Genomic DNA, 16,225 nt, shown 5'->3' on the forward strand with positions numbered 1-16,225 from the left:
ACAGAAAAACGATTTGAGGGCGTGCTACAAAGATTGCCCTGTTGCTTCCCATTTTTCAGGGGTATAGGTTTTGAGGGCCAGAGCGTGAATGGCTTCCGATGCGATCGCACTTTTCAGCGCGCCATAAACCAGTTGATGCTGTTTGACTCGCGTTTTCCCGGCAAATAACGCTGAAATTACCGTTGCTTGCAAGTGATCTCCGCCTCCTGTCAGATCCTCGACCTTCACCCGAGCATCGGGTAAATGTTCTTGAATCGTCTTTTCAACCTCAGCTAAGCTAACCATCAAACCTCCCACAATAATCACATTGATATAGATCGTATTTTATCGAGTCTTTCTCCTGTCATGCCACCCATCCCAGTGAATCCATCTACAGATAGATAACTGGTGACTGGTAACTGGTAACTGGTGACTGGTGACTGGTGACTGATTAATTGCTGCTGGTATTTTCACTGGGACTGGGAAAAGGCACCGTCACAAAGCCCAAGTCCAAAAGTTGTTGGTAAGCTCGCTGTCCTAAACTGGTTGTGGGATTTTGCGATCGCACGATCTGAACCAATAAAGGAACCGACAATTCCGGTTGATTTTGCGCCCGGTGAACCAGAGCCAGTTGATAGGTAGCATCATCCCGTAACTGCGCGGATTCTAAAGCATTGACCCGTTGTGCTTCTGCTGTGCGGCTGTTAATGCCTGCAAAACTTCCTGCCAGTTGCTGGTAAAAATTCGAGAGTTGGTTGAAGATTTGCCGCGCTTCTTTTAATTTCTGGACGGCAAGATTGTAATTTTGGACTTCGACGGCGGCTTCTGCTTCTTCGAGAAACCGCTTGCCTCCGGATAAGCTGAGAATGCTATCCGCTTGTTGGAGAGGGCGAAAATCTTCGGAAGTGTCTTGAGATTCCTCAAACCCTAACTCGGCTAATTGTTGATAAGCGCGTTTGCCTAAATCTGTGGTGGGATTTTGCGATCGCACGATCTGAACTAATAAAGGAACCGATAATTCTGGTTGGTTTTGCGCCCGATGAACCAAAGCGAGTTGGAATGTGGCGCGATCGCGGAGTTGTGCCGTTTCTAAAGCCTGTTTGCGTTGTTGTTCGGCGATACTGCCATCAATGCCTGCAAAACTCCCTGCCAATTGCTGGTAAAAGTTAGATAATTGGTTAAAAACTTGTCTGGCCTCTTGCAACTTTTGCGAAGCAAGCCCATAATCTCCTGCATCTACTGCTAAACTCGCTTCTTCTAAAAGACGTTGACCACCGGGTAAACTGAGCAAGCTGTCATTTTGTGGGAAAGTTTGATTGTCTTGGGGGATGAAAGAAGGGGATTCTTCAAATTCTTCAACAGGAATTTGCCCTCGGGCGGGTTCGCTCCCAATTGCGATCGGCGCGAGGCATAATAAACAAACACTTAATAAATTTAAGCGCTGACGGGGAGAAAAGAAGACATGAGAGAATAGCATAGGATCGTTTAGAGGGCAAAAGCCACAATCAATATAACCAAATATTAAGCAAACATTGAGCAATATTACCATCGATCGCGCTCAAACTATTCAAGATTTCAAGGGAGGGGGCAACTCATGGCAGACAATGAGGCATTAGACAAACTCGATGTTTTAGAAAATCGGGTGGGTTTGATTCTGCAACGGGGCGGGGAAGAATTAAATTTATTAAAGGTGGGCGATCGCCTGACGTTGCGTCTCGTGTCTCCAGACGTAGAAATTCCGCCAGAGTTGGGACGCTTGCGCTATCAAGATATCCCTCAAAGCGAGTTAATTGAAATTCTCGTGGAAGCCGATGCCCTCGAAAGAGTCATGTCAATGGCACGGCGCTTGGATTTGGTGGCGTTTGCTAGTCATGTCTACCAATTAGAAAAAAATCCCGAAACCCTCGTTTATTTAACCAACGAGTTAACCGTACAGTTTGTCGAAACGGTAGAAGCGTCGGAACGAGACGCGATCGCATCTCATTTTAATTTACAGTTACTCCAGCCCCTCGACGGCATCCCCGATGCTTTTGTTTATCGTCTCACGTCCCAGTCTCGCGAAAATCCCATTAAATTAGCCAATCGCCTCGCAGCCAGCGATCGCATTCTCGCCGCCGAAGTTAATGTTCTCGTGCGCGAGGAGTCTTTTTATACCCCAAGGGACGATTTTTATCGCCAGCAGTGGTATCTCTATCACCGCCAAGGCAATCAACTTTCGGGGAATTCTCATATCGATGTCGAGAAGGCGTGGGATATTACCCGAGGATCGCGATCGACCATTGTCGCTGTAGCCGACGATGCGATCGATCTGCGCCATCCAGATTTCCAAGGAAAGGGGAAAGTTGTTGCCGCCCGAGACTTCAAAAATCGCGATTTTTCGCCGCAACCTGATAGCTCTCAAGAGAGTCACGGTACTGCTTGTGCGGGAGTAGCTGTGGCAGAGGAAAACGGTCAAGGGGTGGTCGGAGTCGCTCCCGGTTGCGCGTTAATGCCCCTGCGGACGACGGGATATTTAGATGATAATTCCATCGAACAGCTTTTCAATTGGGTTATTCAGAAGGGAGCCGGCGTGATGTCTTGCAGTTGGGGGGCGGCGACGGTATATTTCCCGCTCTCCATGCGGCAAAAAGCGGCAATTAATCGGGCCGCAACCAAGGGACGCGGCGGCAAAGGGTGTGTTATTGTCTTTGCGGCGGGCAATGCCAATCGTCCGGTACAGGGGACAGTGTACGAACGAGGTTGGCAGGGAAATTTATTAAATGGTCCGACGGAATGGTTGAGCGGGTTTGCCGCACATCCCGATGTTATCGCGGTTTCAGCTTGTAGCAGTTTGGGGAAAAAGTCGGCTTATAGCAATTGGGGGAAACATATTTCCGTCTGCGCCCCCAGTAATAATGCCCCTCCGGGGATGTGGTTTCAACAAACGGGATTTATTCAAACTGCGCCCCCTCTGCGGACGTTTTTGCCGGGGTTGGGAATTTTTACGACGGATATTTTGGGCAATCTTGGCTACGATCCGGGGAATTTTACCCGGGATTTTGGCGGCACTTCTAGTGCTTGTCCGGTGGTGGCAGGGGTTGCCGGGTTGATACTATCGGCAAATCCGGATTTGATGGCGCGGGAGGTGAAGGAAATTTTGCAACAGACGGCGGATAAAATTATCGATCGCGATCGCGATCCTCAGTTGGGATTGCAGTTGGGAACTTACGATCGCAATGGGCATTCCCAATGGTTCGGTTATGGCAAGGTGAATGCGTATAAGGCAGTTCAAGAGGCGAAAAAGCGATCGAATGCGGGTTCGGGTTCGGATCCAGGTTCGGATCCGGGTTCGGGGGGAAGTGTTTCTCGTACCTTGCGCGAAAAAAACACGAGTAATGTGACGATCTCCGACAATAATTCCCGAGGTGTTACCAGTAAAATTCGCATTCGAGAGACCGGTAATATCAAAGATATTAAAGTCAAGGTTTATGTAAATCATGGATTTTTGGGAGATATTGAAGTGAGCTTACTAGCTCCGACGGGGGAGGAAATTTTATTACAAAATCGTACATTGGGTTCGCAAACGGTTTTACAGAAAACTTATACTTTGCAAACAACACCTTTATTAAAGAAACTCAAAAATCGTCCTTGTGCGGGGACGTGGCAGTTAAAAATTATTGATTTCGCGGTAGGCGATCGCGGACGTTTAGAAGAATGGGAATTGGGATTAACAACTTAAGGGGAGATTTTGCGATCGCAGTTTCATGACTCATTCACCTCAATATCGAGATTATTAATTTGTTGGGAAAACCAATTGGCTGCACTTCCGTTGCCTTCTGACTGTAAACGAGAAAGTGTTTGCTCGAGGAGTGCGATCGGCAAACCGACTAAACTTTGAGAAATTCGACATTCTTGGTATTGGTTATTTTCTTGTAATTGGAAAGCAAAAATTCGTCTTCCAATTACATCAATAACCCAATATTCAGCAATGCCTAAAGATGCGTAAAGATGCTTTTTTTCATCTAAATCGCTTGATAAAGTTGTATCGGAAATCTCTCCGACGAGATCGGGGACTCGCCATCGATCTAAATTGATATAACGTCTTTCTCCTGAATGCCAGACCGGATAATCTTCCCCAAGATATAAAATAATATCGGGAGCCGCCGAACTTTGTCTTGATTTTTCCAATAAACAGCGACCGAATGAACTAAATTTCTGTTTTGGTTTTTGAGTGAACCAAATAAAAAATAACATCGTCAAAAGATCGCTGATACTCGAGTGATTAATTCCTTCTGAACCCATTTCTACTAAAAGACGATTCTCACAATAGTATAATTTAACTCGTTCCTGAGTTTCTGTATCGCGACAAGTTTCATAATCCTCCCATTGAGCAATTTTCCAAGCAATTTTCTCTGCTGTTAAGGGAAGCGCAATTTTTGTTGGATTAGAAGTTAGAGTACTCATAGCTTTTTATTTATTCCTTCTCAGACTGAGGAAATTTTTTCTAAACTCGAAGATACGCGATCGCAGTCAATAATACGTTCTTTTCAATTCTAGCTCATCCTGAAATCCAGAAAAATTACGCAAAATTAACAATCGATCGCGATTGAAGAAATTCCAGACCTAACTTTTGAAAGCATAAATATCTTTACTCCTACCCGTCGCAAAACGAAAAGAATAAAGAATATTTTTACTAGATTGAGTGAGGAAAAGAAAGATTGCAACCAAGGCAACAATCGCCGCTCCTGAAAATATACCGCGATATCCAAGTAATACCGCAAAAGAACCAAATAGAGGCCCCCCCATTGCCATACCGAGATCGAAACCCCCAATACAAAGGGCAAATGCTTGCCCTTGTCCGTCAACCGAAGAGCGATCGGCAACTAAAGCAACCATTGTTGTAATCACACCACTGCGTCCAATTCCTTCAACCATCCCGGCGATAATCAACTCGGGTATGGTATGAGCATTGATTAAGATTGTCATCGACAACAAATAAAATACTAAACTCCCCGTAATGAAAATTCCTCGTCCAAAGCGATCGGATGCCCGCCCAACATTTCCTCGGACGGTAAAATCGGCAAGGGCAGAAGCCAGATAAAATAAGCCGGGATTAAAGTTGACTCCAGTGTCTCGAATAAATGAGGGCAGGAAGGTGGTTGAGGCTCCGAATATAATACCTACTGATAAAAGAATGAGAGTAGGAGTTCTCAGGGCGCGACCTCTTAAAAGTTCTCCTGCTCGTGCGAAAATGAAGTTTGCGAGAAGCGATCGCACAAATGAATTTAAGGCGGCAAAAGGCTTTTTAGGTTTGGGAGCAGAAAGGGCTTGCGATCGCGTTTCTTCGCGAATTTGACTGGCAAAAATAACCGCAAAAATCCCTAAGATTCCCGAAACGAGAAATAAAACCGAATAGCCAGCCAATTCGACAAGATACCCTCCTAAAACCGGTCCTAAGCTCATTCCCATTGGCAAAACCAGCATCATCGCCCCGAGTAGTTCGCCTCGCTTTTCTAAAGGAGATAATTCTACTACTAAAGTACTGTATCCCGTTGTCATGCCAGCAACGCTAATCCCATGTAGGGCGCGGATCGCGACCAGCGCTGGTAAATAGGGAATTGTGAGGTAAGCAAAAGGAGCGGAAGCTACCGCGATCGCGCCAATTTGGATGACTAACTTGCGACTGCGGCGATCGGCCCATTGACCTAAAATCCCTCGTAGCAGCAACAATCCAATCGCAAAACTGCCCATTACTAGACCTACTTGCTGTTGAGTTCCTCCAAGAGATTCAATATAAAGCGGAAGAGTGGGTAGAAGCACCGTTAAACTCACCCAAAAACATAACCCTGTTAGAAAAAGAAAGAGAAAATTCCGACGAGTTGATGCTGGGAGAGTGCGAAAAACTTTCACAGACTTTAAAATTGAGAGAGAATTCAAAAAATATTTTTCAATATAACAATTTTTCTCAATAGGTGGGGATGACGGAAAAAATATGCCTTTGACAACAATTTAGTTGCGAAGAATAAAAAATGTAATCTCAACCTCAAAAAAATGGCCCTATCTTTGCACAAATAAAAATATTTATTAATGAATGAGAATGGTGAGCATTGCCCACCATTACTCTTTTATAAACGGCGTAAAACGAGAATCGATCGCTCTGTTACAGGGAGTTTTTCATCTTGACTATAAATTTGACCTGCATCGATAAAATGAGCCTCAGTTGTATCGATAACGACTTGCCATGTCCATTTTTGCAAATCTTCAGGAAGAAGAAAATTAATCGGTTCGTGATAGGTATTAAAACACAGGAAAAAACTATTACCAACAATGCGTTTTCCGGTTTCGCTTGGGGCATCGAGTTCCTCTCCATTGAGAACAATAGAAATCGTTTTAATAAATTCCTTTTGCCATTGTTCTTCAGTCATTTCTTGACCATCAAAATCAAACCAAGCAATATCTCGGACTCCCGATCCATGAATTTCACGACCTTGAAACCAATTGCGCCGCCGAAAGACAGGGTTTTGATGGTGAAAGGCAATAAGTTTGCGTGTAAATTCAAGTAATTCACTATTCTTTTGTACCAAACTCCAATCAATCCAAGAAATCTCGCTATCTTGGCAATAAGCATTATTATTACCCTGTTGAGTGCGCCCAAATTCATCGCCACCTAATAACATGGGGACTCCTTCAGAAAGGATTAATGTCACGAGAAAATTGCGACGTTGACGCGATCGCAATGCCAAAATTTCCGGATCGTCGGTTTCTCCTTCTTCACCACAGTTCCACGATCGGTTATCATTGTGGCCGTCTTTGTTCTCTTCTCCATTGGCTTCATTATGGCGATCGTTATAACTCACTAAATCATTGAGAGGATAGCCGTCATGAGCAGTAATAAAATTAATACTAGCACTGGGTTTGCGTCCATTGATTTCGTATAAGTCAGAACTCCCGGTGAAACGCAAGGCAAATTCAGATAAACTACTCTCTTGTCCTCGCCAAAAATCCCGCATGGTATCGCGATATTTACCATTCCATTCCGACCATAATAAGGGAAAATTCCCAATTTGATAGCCTCCTTCCCCCACATCCCAAGGTTCGGCAATTAATTTCACGGTCGAGAGAATAGGATCTTGATGTATAATATTAAAAAATGCTGCCAAATTACTGACTTCATAAAGTTCTCGCGCTAAGGCTGAAGCGAGATCGAAACGAAAGCCATCAACGTGCATTTCTTGCACCCAATAGCGCAAACTATCGGTAATGAGTTTTAACACTTGAGGATGGCGAACATTTAAAGAATTCCCGCATCCCGTAAAGTCCATATAATATCGTTCTTGGTCTTCAACTAAGCGATAGTAAGATTGATTATCAATCCCTCGAAAAGAAAGCGTCGGACCGAAATGATTGCCTTCTCCAGTATGGTTATAGACTACATCTAAAATTACCTCAATTCCGGCTTTATGGAGTGCTTTGACCATCTCCTTGAATTCTTGGACTTGTTCCCCAAGAATACCGCTAGAACTATAGCCGGAATGAGGAGAAAAATAATTGATCGAATCATATCCCCAATAATTACTTAATTCTTTGCCTTCTAAATGACCGGGTTGAGTGAGAAATTGATGAATAGGGAGTAATTCAACGGCGGTGATACCCAGAGATTTGAGATGCGAAATAGCTGCCGAATGTGCTAATCCTGCATAAGTTCCGCGCAATTGTTCGGGGATATCTGGATGCAGCTTGGTAAACCCTCGCACGTGCATTTCGTAGATCACTGTTTTATACATGGGAATGCGTAATAATTCGTCTCCTTCCCAATCAAAAGACTCATCGATCACGACACATTTCGGCATATAGGACGCATTATTTAATTCCGAAAAGCCCATATCTTCGGCGGATGTTTCCCAAGGATAGCCATAAATTGCTTCTGCGTTGACGACATCCCCAGCGATCGCTTTCCCATAGGGATCGATGAGGAGTTTATTGGCATTGAAGCGATCGCCAGCATTGGGCATAAAATTGCCGTAGACGCGGTAGCCATAACGCTGTCCGGGTTTAATTCCCGGAACATAACCGTGCCAGATAAAGTGATTTTTTTCGGTGAGATGCAAGCGGGTTTCTCGATCTTCTTCGTCAAACAAACAGAGATCGACTGCTGTGGCATTTTCGCTAAAGAGGGCAAAATTTGTGCCTTGTCCATCCCATGTTGCCCCTAATGGGTAAGATTTGCCGGGCCAAACTTGTAAATCCATTTTTCAGTGAACAGTGAATAGTGAACAGTAACTCCGACTACAGCGAAGGTTTGCGATCGCGTCTTGCGTATCCTTATTGCAAGCGGTTAAAGAAATTAAACCATAGGTGCGATCGCAACTCCAGTTAAGTTGTTGCGATCGTCAATCATATTACCAATTTCTCTACGAGAGAACGATTTTAAGGCGGTGCGATCGGCATTCTTGGAGGTGCCGTTTTCCAAAGGAGTTCGATTTCTTCTGGGGTGAGTTGATAGGCTGCATTAATGAGGTTAGAGAGGCGATATTCGAGGGTTTTTATTTTGATATTTCGGGTTTGAATAACAGGGGCGAATTCTTGATAAACTTCTCGGGTTTGACGAAGTTCGTGAATGCTGAAACTTTTGTTCGGTTTGCGTTTTTTCACCTCTTTCATAAACTCATCTGGATTAAGTTTGGCAAAGTCGGAGAGTTTTTTCCCCGGTTTGAGGATATTTTGCTCGATTTTAAACCAGTCTAAAACATCTTGATAGGCGTTTTGATTATTTTGGGTGAGTTCGATGAGTTGGGAGACGATTTCTTCTGTTTCTTGGCGAATTTGTGCAGAAGGAGAGGCAATGGGAAGCGTTTCAAATAAATATCCCATTGGCGAAATCGAACCCGAGAGCATTTTGGTGAAAACTCGATGACCGTACCACCATAATAACGGTGAATTGAGGCAGCCTAAAATATAGCGATCGCAACAGGGTAAAATAAAGGTTTTATCATTACCAAATAAACCTGAATCATCGAAGGCATAATAAGGTAAAGTTTGGATAACTTGATAGATAATTTTGGGAGATTCAAAATATTGCCAATAATCTACAGTATCTTGAATTTCATACCATTGATAACTGCCATTTTTTCGACCTAACCATTTTCCATCTTTCTTCACATCCCATTTTTTTGGACGGGGTTCTAATTGGGTTCGATATTGAGTTAAATACATTTTAATAGCAGGATAGGTATCAATTTCTATTCCTCGTCGAGTAAAAATAATCCATTGATTATCCCATTCTGGAGACCAGCGTTTAATATCCTGACCACGTAAATAAGGTTTAATAATTTCGGCAGATTTCGGATCTTCACGAACAATCTTATTTTTTGTCTCTTCATCAATCAAAAATGCTTCATTAAACCCTGTCAAAACACCTCGATAAGGCTTAACCCCTGCAAATTCTTTTAACGGGACTCCAATATCTCGAATCTTCTGCATCAGCGCCATAACTTCAGACTGTTCTAAACTCCATGCCTCCCCAGAAAAGCGCGACCAAGATACATTATAACCAGCTTTCTGCACGTATTGCGGTAAATTAATCTCCGCCAACTCCTCTCGCGGTACCGGACAAATTAACACCGAACTTTCCGACTGCTTCCGCTTCCGTAACGACACGATACAGGGAAATGTATCTGCATCCTGAAAAATCGGTGCGTGACCGAAATCTACAATCTGTTCAAACGTGCTATTTTCTACAAAGAATTCCCGTAACTTTTCCCCATAACCCGATCGCAGCCATTTATTCGTGACAATATACGATAAAATTCCGCCAGACTTCAACAAATTGATACCTTTTTCGTAAAAGTAAGTATATAAATCTGCCATCCCGTGATAAGAACGATAATGGGTCTGAAAATAGTCCTTATAAGGCTTTAATAATTCCTGACGAACATAAGGAGGATTACCAATAACGACATCAAACCCACCCCTGGCAAAAACATCGGGAAATTCTTTTTCCCAGTCAAATCCGTGTCGATCGATCCTGACATCTTTAACCAAAGAATTTCCCATCTTAATATTCCCATCCAGATCCGCCAAAGGCTTCTGAGATTTTGCCGTTTGTAACCACAACGATAACTTCGTAATTTCCACCGACTCCGCCGATAAATCTACCCCATAGAGATTCCTTTGTAAAATCGCCGTCTCGATATCAAAATCTTCTTTGCTTTCCCCTATAAGTCCTGAAAAAGCCTCATTCACTCGCTTATATTCTGCCAAGAGATAATCAAACGCCGCAATCAAAAAAGCCCCCGATCCGCAAGCCGGATCGACTACCTTTATTTTTAATAAAATCTCATCCCGATAGGCTTGCCAAAACTCCAACTCATTCCCCACTCGAATATCCAATCTGTCCCGCAATTCTCGTTCTTTTGATTGCAAATAATTACCCAACGTCACCTTAATAATATATTGCGTAATAAAAGCTGGCGTATAAAAAACACCTCGTTCTTTTCGCTTTCCTTTCTGCTTATTATAACCCTCTCCTCTTGCAAGAGCGCGTAACTCCTCCAAATCCGTGACCGACTGCTCAAAAATGCGTCCCAAAATATCAACAGAAATCTCCGTTGCAAAATCAAATCGCATTAAAGATTTCATTTGCGAACAGAGGGTATCGGGAATTTTTAATTCCTCATCTAATAGAGTATCTTTGCGAAAAAGCCCGCCATTATATCCCACGATCGGCGGATCCTCATTTCCTTTATCAACCCAGCGAAAAACGGCTTTATAGTTCTCCCAAACCGGTCTAGGATTATAAGGATCTGCATGATCGTGCGCTTTACGAATTGTTTTCGGAGGCAATAATCCCCTATCTTCGCAGAAGGCAATAAATAGAATGCGATCTAATGTCTTTTGTGCCTTCTCAATTAATACCGCATCCCGATTTTTAATCTCCTTTCTCGCCGTATTGCGAAAATGTTCTACAAGCGTAATGCGCGTAGTCTTATACTCTCGATAAAGTTCCTCTGTAATCGCTTCTTCAGCCTCATTAGACTCTGCCAATAAGCGATCGATCCGAGAGATTTTCCGATTTGCAGCAGGGAGAAAGTTTTGCCGACACAGCAGGAAGTAAAAGCGTTTAAATGTCTCTAAATTCACTAAATCTTGTAAATAAAAGCGCTGGAAATAACTCGGCGTTTTACTGGTTTGATAGAGGCGTAATTCTCGATAATTAGAAACGATAACCCATTGACAATCTGGGCTATAATTAGCATAGCGCCAACCTTGATCGACAGCAGATTCTCCTTTAGAAGCACTGGGACGATCTAAATTTTGTTTTGCGCCTTTTAATTCAATCGGTGCGATAATTCGCCCTTTTAATTTAGCCTTTCCTTTTTCTCCTGCTTTTCCCGTAAAGAATCCCAAAGCCCCATCAGCAAATCCATTTCCCTCAGAAATGGTTGATTCTGCTTCAATTTCCCACTGTTTACCCGTGCCTTGAATCAAAGAACGATAACCTAGAATATCTTGAAAAATATCTCGTAAAAACTCGCCATGTAAAGAAATTTCTTTGATTTCATCCAGAGTTCCGCAATTTAAGGTTTCAATCCAATCTGGTATTTTTTGCTGCTGTAATTGTGCGAGATTTTCAGGAAAACTCTGTTCGAAGGCAGCGATCGCATCTTGCAGCGTTCTTTCGTGAAATAAACTATAATTAGAAGGTTGGGACATTAATTCAAAAAATCAATAGACTGCGATCGCATTCGCAACTCAATAAATAATCTACCTAATGAAAAGCGCGATTTTTACTCGATTTAATCTTATCAAATCGATAAATTATTCAAAGAATAGCGAACTCTCTTTAAGCGTTGCTGTTGGCGATCGCTTTCCAATTTGGCAATCATTTTAGCAAGTTCTAAATTAAACTTTTCCATTTCTAAATGAGTGCGATTTATTGTTTGCATTAGCATTTCTATCATAACAGAAATTGACACATCCAATCAATGCGATCGCAAAAGAAATTGTATCTTGCATTCTCGCGTGCTAAAATAAGCTGAATCTAATCAAAAAACAATGCCTCAAAGAGATGCGATTCACGACTTATGACGAGCTATTCAATGAACCTATTGGTAAACTTGTAATTAGCGAACTACCACTCAAACTTATTATCATTGATATTGAAAAAGTCGAGGTAAAACAATGGATACCGTAAACCAATATTGCGAAATTGTCAAAAAAGTTATTGCTTATTATGCCCAGTTTAAACCCTCTCATGGAGATATTCGCTTAGATACGGTCTTTGACGATCGCGATCGCCGCTATGCTTTAATGCAAGCTGGCTGGGATCGAGGGCGCAGAATTCGCGGTAATATTATTTACGTTACCGTTCGAGATGAAAAAGTTTGGATTGAATACGATGGAATTGAAGCGGGTATTTCTGACGATCTCATTGCATTAGGAATTCCTGAAGAGCGGATTGTTTTCGCATTTTTACGCGATATTTCTCGAACAGCTTCATAGTCAAGAAGGATTCAAGGGGATACTGAATAATTCACTGTTGGATGTGACATGACTTTTTTTGTAAAGCAATTGTCAAAACTTTTATAAGCTAAATAAGGCGATCGCCTTTGTCAGTTCATAATTGCCGATCGCTCCTTAAAGTCTTAAGATTGCAAAGAAATCCCGCAAACCTTCGAGAAAAGATTGGCAATGGAGTTAAAAATCGGCTGGTTGTATCCCAAACTCATGAGTACCTATGGCGATCGCGGTAATGCGATCTGCTTGCAACGGCGGTGTCAGTGGCGAGGAATTGAAGCGGCGATCGTCCCGATCGATCGCCAAACCGATGCCGATCAATTCGATCGCGTTGATATCATTGTCGGCGGTGGGGCGCAAGATCGCCAGCAAGAAATTGTTATGCGCGACTTACAAGGGGCAAAAGCCGAGAAATTTCGCAGCAAAATCGACGGCGGCACCCCCGGTGTATTTACCTGCGGTTCCCCGCAACTTTTGGGCAAATATTACGAACCCGCCCTCGGGCAGCGTATTGATGGGTTGGGAGTTTTCGATCTTGTCACCAAGCATCCCGGGATCGAGGCATCGCGTTGTATTGGCAATGTTGTTTTAGAAATTACCGCTTCTCCCCTTGCCGAAGAGTTGCGGGAAATGTTAGGGGAAACTCCTATTGCCATTGGCTTTGAGAATCACGGCGGGCGCACTTATTTAGGCAAAGTTGCCCCCTTGGGCAAGGTCATTAAAGGCTATGGCAACAATGGCGAGGATGGCTGGGAAGGGGCATTTTACGGCAATGCGATCGCAACGTATTCCCACGGTCCCTTGTTGCCCAAAAATCCTTTTATTGCCGACTGGTTGATTCAAACCGCCTTACGTCATAAGTATGGAGAGGCAATAACCTTAAGCAAACTTGACGACTCTCTTGCCTTGCAAGCCAGAAAAGCAATGTTTGCCCGTCTCGATTGTTCCAGTCTGGTCAATACGCCTTAAACTAATTTATAGAGGGGCAAAGTTGCCCTCGTTGCCGATCTAGAATTGCACCAAGGATCATGACCGGACAAGTCTTGGAAAAAAGTGCCGCAAGTTTATTAGTTTTAATCTTGCCATTTGCCTTAGTTGTTGTCTTTATTTATTCTGCCTGGCCGCTATTAGTTGCCGTGATAATATTAGGGATTATTTGGCAAACTTGGCAGGCTTATCATTGGAAACAATGGAGTCAGCAAGTGACCCCTTTTTTCAATCAACTCTTAGCAGAAAAACAGGGTTGTATTACGCCCATCGATTTATCTGTAACCGCGAATTTAAAAGTAGAAGCCGCCCAGCGTTTTTTAGAGCGAAAAGCGGGGGAATATGGGGCGCAACGCAAGAATTATGATGAGGGAAGTACGGTTTATTATTTCTTAACAGCTAATGCTTTAGGACGTATTTTTGAGGAAAGCGAACCCGATCGCGATCGCGATGCCGAAGCGATGAGTACCGAAGAAGTTTCTCAATTAAAAAATCCTCTTAAACCGACAGAAAGCGATCGCGCAAAAAGCGCATTAATTCAAGCAGAGTTAGCCAAGCGTCTCGATGTTCATTCTGGGACAATTAGCAAACGCAAAGCCGATCCGAGTTTTACGGAATGGAGTAAAAGCAAAGATCCTGACGGAATTGCTTGGAAATATTCTCGCAAACGACGACTCTTTCTCCCACTTAAACCCGATCCGGCGAGTTGATTTTTGCTGAAAATCTGGTTCTAATTGCCAAAATAAGCGGGATAAACAAAAGCAAAAGCGGTGGTACTGGGAATGAGGCTTCCGTCCATTTCTTCAAAACGTGCAGTTTTCATCGTTTCGTCCCAAATTATGCGAATTTGGCGATCGCGAAATTGCACGACTTTTTCGCCAATTTGTGCGAGTTCTTCGTGGGAAACTTGTAAACTCGAGCCAGAAAAGCGATCGCGAGGTGTTTCTCGGTCAGCTTCCCAAATATAACTCACAATGGCTTTGGGATGTAAGTCTCGTTTCTCTTGATTGCGGACGGGAAAAATAATATTATTGTCGGTATAGTAGCTGCCGTAAGGATAGTTTTGATAATCTCGATTGTGTCCCGTATCTTCAGAGAGAATTTTACTATCGGGATGTGCTTCTAACCATTCTCCTAATGTGGTTTTAACGGCTGGAATGCGATCGAGATTCTCGTTAACATTTGCCCCAATAATCCCCATTCCCCAAGGCTGAGAATATAAGGTATCATCCGCGCGATCGTACATTACCAAACAACTTTGATAGAGTTTGCCAGAAACGCCAAAAGAAGTTTTATCGCGATCGAAAACAACAATTGTATCGCACAAAGGACAATAGCTAACAGTAATGTTTTTACCGCCAACGGTATCGTTAACGATTTCATGCCAATTCATAATCCCAAAAGGATAAGCCTTTGCTTCCCCATTAATAATTACACCAATAACCGTTTCATTGCTCTTAAAAGGGGTTGTTTTTGCAGTATCGAACTTGGGGGCATTTATGCTGGGGATGCCGTCTTTTGGCGGTCCTCCATTGAGGAGATCGGCTAAAGCAATACGACTGGATTCTTTTAGTGCGATCGCCTGTTGGCGAAGATCGTTAAATTCTCGGTCTTGGTCGTGCAGAGAACTGGTTAAATGAAAATAGCGCAGTTTAAAGTTATCCCATCCCCCCGCATGGACGACGAAACTCCCGCAACAAATTGCGATCGCGCTTCCCGTACCGAGTAAAATTTTTGTAATCTTATTCATAGTTGCTTTGAGGTCATGCAATAAAGCTGCTTATACACTCTCCTTTGTTAATGAGAAAAACCTGAGTTAAAGATGAGGAAATCTCTATTTTTGAACAGCAGATATCTGAATACTTACGGCATCAATGGTAATATCATTTGCACATTACTGACTCGTTTTCTGGCAATCTCACAATATTCTTCGCTAATATCAATACCGATAAAGTTTCTATTCAGTTCTCGTGCAGTTTTACAAGTTGTACCACTCCCACACATCGGGTCAAAGATGATATCTTCTCGATCCGACCATGAAGTAATATGATCTCTAGCCAGTTGGCAAGGAAACGGTGCTGGATGTCCTTTTGCTTCTTGGTCTTCTGCATTTTTACCGACGACATATTCCCAAATATTGCCTTTAATCTTTTGTTGTTTGACAGGTTCGGCCATTTTATTTCTTTTCTGTTCCTGTTTTGAATAATTCTTATAGGTTGTTCCGTTAAGTTTGAGTCCTGCGTGCAAGCAGTCTACCATCAAAGGGTTATGTTTTTTGACTCGTCCCTTACTGAAAATAAACATATATTCAAACTCATTATTATATCTTTTTCGATAGATTTGTGGAATTGGGTTTCTTTTCCTAAAAATCATCGTGTCATGGAGATTAAATCCAATTTCTTTAAAAAATAGTGCTTGCTGAAAACTCGTTCCGGTTTCGCTACCAGCGATCGTTGCATCTCCTACGATCCAAACAACGACGCGACCTTTCTTAAGGATACGATAGAGTTCTTTGGCGATCGCTGCAAAGGGAAATTCATAGCCTTTGTATTTTCTCAAATTATCATAAGGTGGAGATGTGAGAATCATATCTACAGACTCGCTCTCAAAATGCTGCATCACTTCGAGGCAATCTCCTTGAGATATTTTATTGATGAATTCTGCGATCGGCATAATATTATCGAAAAATAGTATTAGAGATATTAGAGATAAAAGAAAGAAGTATTTAATCGCGCTTTTTAACTCCGATCGCTTTTCTCAATCC

13 protein-coding genes and 2 pseudogenes are annotated in these 16,225 nt (G+C 42.7%); 4 read left to right on the forward strand and 11 right to left on the reverse strand.

The window, feature by feature from the left end:
* Positions 1-24 precede the first annotated feature (24 nt).
* The 4 genes and pseudogenes from AC6RV6_RS09410 to AC6RV6_RS09425 form a co-directional block, all read right to left on the reverse strand.
* Positions 25-285 carry a BolA family protein gene (locus tag AC6RV6_RS09410; RefSeq protein ID WP_500240585.1) on the reverse strand — a complete coding sequence of 87 codons (261 nt, stop codon included), beginning with the start codon at positions 283-285 and terminating at the stop codon, positions 25-27.
* A 39-nt stretch (positions 286-324) separates the two neighbouring features.
* Positions 325-453 carry a hypothetical protein gene (locus AC6RV6_RS09415; RefSeq protein WP_500240691.1) on the reverse strand — a complete coding sequence of 43 codons (129 nt, stop codon included), beginning with the start codon at positions 451-453 and terminating at the stop codon, positions 325-327.
* Positions 431-877: pseudogene (locus tag AC6RV6_RS09420) on the reverse strand (hypothetical protein); the annotation flags it as partial. The pseudogene AC6RV6_RS09420 and the gene AC6RV6_RS09415, both read right to left, overlap by 23 nt.
* Positions 878-892: 15 nt before the next feature.
* Positions 893-1,456 (reverse strand): annotated as a pseudogene (locus AC6RV6_RS09425) (hypothetical protein); the annotation flags it as partial.
* A 117-nt stretch (positions 1,457-1,573) separates the two neighbouring features.
* On the opposite strand from AC6RV6_RS09425, the gene AC6RV6_RS09430 reads away from it, so the two are divergent.
* Positions 1,574-3,697, forward strand: coding sequence for a S8 family serine peptidase (locus AC6RV6_RS09430; RefSeq protein ID WP_500240586.1), 2,124 nt, complete (start codon positions 1,574-1,576; stop codon positions 3,695-3,697).
* 23 nt (positions 3,698-3,720) lie between these two features.
* On the opposite strand, the gene AC6RV6_RS09435 is transcribed toward AC6RV6_RS09430, so the two are convergent.
* From AC6RV6_RS09435 to AC6RV6_RS09455, 5 genes are all read right to left on the reverse strand, one after another.
* Complete coding sequence (locus AC6RV6_RS09435) at positions 3,721-4,422, reverse strand: Uma2 family endonuclease (protein WP_500240587.1); 702 nt, start codon at positions 4,420-4,422, stop codon at positions 3,721-3,723.
* Between the two features lie 159 nt (positions 4,423-4,581).
* A complete protein-coding gene (locus AC6RV6_RS09440) occupies positions 4,582-5,868 on the reverse strand; it encodes an MFS transporter (RefSeq protein ID WP_500240588.1) in 1,287 nt (428 codons plus the stop codon).
* A 215-nt stretch (positions 5,869-6,083) separates the two neighbouring features.
* Positions 6,084-8,207: a glycogen debranching protein GlgX gene (gene glgX / locus AC6RV6_RS09445; protein WP_500240589.1), complete on the reverse strand. Its 2,124-nt coding sequence runs from the start codon at positions 8,205-8,207 to the stop codon at positions 6,084-6,086.
* A 178-nt stretch (positions 8,208-8,385) separates the two neighbouring features.
* Positions 8,386-11,670, reverse strand: a complete 3,285-nt coding sequence (locus tag AC6RV6_RS09450) for an Eco57I restriction-modification methylase domain-containing protein (protein WP_500240590.1) — start codon at positions 11,668-11,670, stop codon at positions 8,386-8,388.
* 92 nt (positions 11,671-11,762) lie between these two features.
* Positions 11,763-11,909: a hypothetical protein gene (locus tag AC6RV6_RS09455; protein ID WP_500240591.1), complete on the reverse strand. Its 147-nt coding sequence runs from the start codon at positions 11,907-11,909 to the stop codon at positions 11,763-11,765.
* 229 nt (positions 11,910-12,138) lie between these two features.
* On the opposite strand from AC6RV6_RS09455, the gene AC6RV6_RS09460 reads away from it, so the two are divergent.
* The 3 genes from AC6RV6_RS09460 to AC6RV6_RS09470 all read left to right on the forward strand — a co-directional run bounded on the left by AC6RV6_RS09460 (position 12,139) and on the right by AC6RV6_RS09470 (position 14,171).
* Positions 12,139-12,459 carry a XisI protein gene (locus tag AC6RV6_RS09460; protein WP_500240592.1) on the forward strand — a complete coding sequence of 107 codons (321 nt, stop codon included), beginning with the start codon at positions 12,139-12,141 and terminating at the stop codon, positions 12,457-12,459.
* 189 nt (positions 12,460-12,648) lie between these two features.
* On the forward strand, positions 12,649-13,443 hold the full coding sequence (locus AC6RV6_RS09465) for a type 1 glutamine amidotransferase (protein ID WP_500240593.1): 795 nt from the start codon (positions 12,649-12,651) through the stop codon (positions 13,441-13,443).
* A gap of 59 nt (positions 13,444-13,502) precedes the next feature.
* A complete protein-coding gene (locus AC6RV6_RS09470) occupies positions 13,503-14,171 on the forward strand; it encodes a hypothetical protein (protein ID WP_500240594.1) in 669 nt (222 codons plus the stop codon).
* Between the two features lie 20 nt (positions 14,172-14,191).
* On the opposite strand, the gene AC6RV6_RS09475 is transcribed toward AC6RV6_RS09470, so the two are convergent.
* Together AC6RV6_RS09475 and AC6RV6_RS09480 are read right to left on the reverse strand one after the other, a co-directional pair.
* Complete coding sequence (locus AC6RV6_RS09475; RefSeq protein ID WP_500240595.1) at positions 14,192-15,211, reverse strand: DUF3179 domain-containing protein; 1,020 nt, start codon at positions 15,209-15,211, stop codon at positions 14,192-14,194.
* A gap of 113 nt (positions 15,212-15,324) precedes the next feature.
* Positions 15,325-16,134 (reverse strand): DNA-methyltransferase, encoded by an 810-nt coding sequence (locus AC6RV6_RS09480; RefSeq protein ID WP_500240596.1) that lies wholly within the window; start codon positions 16,132-16,134, stop codon positions 15,325-15,327.
* Positions 16,135-16,225 lie beyond the last annotated feature (91 nt).

The sequence above is a fragment of the Spirulina sp. LEGE 11439 genome (assembly GCF_059821285.1).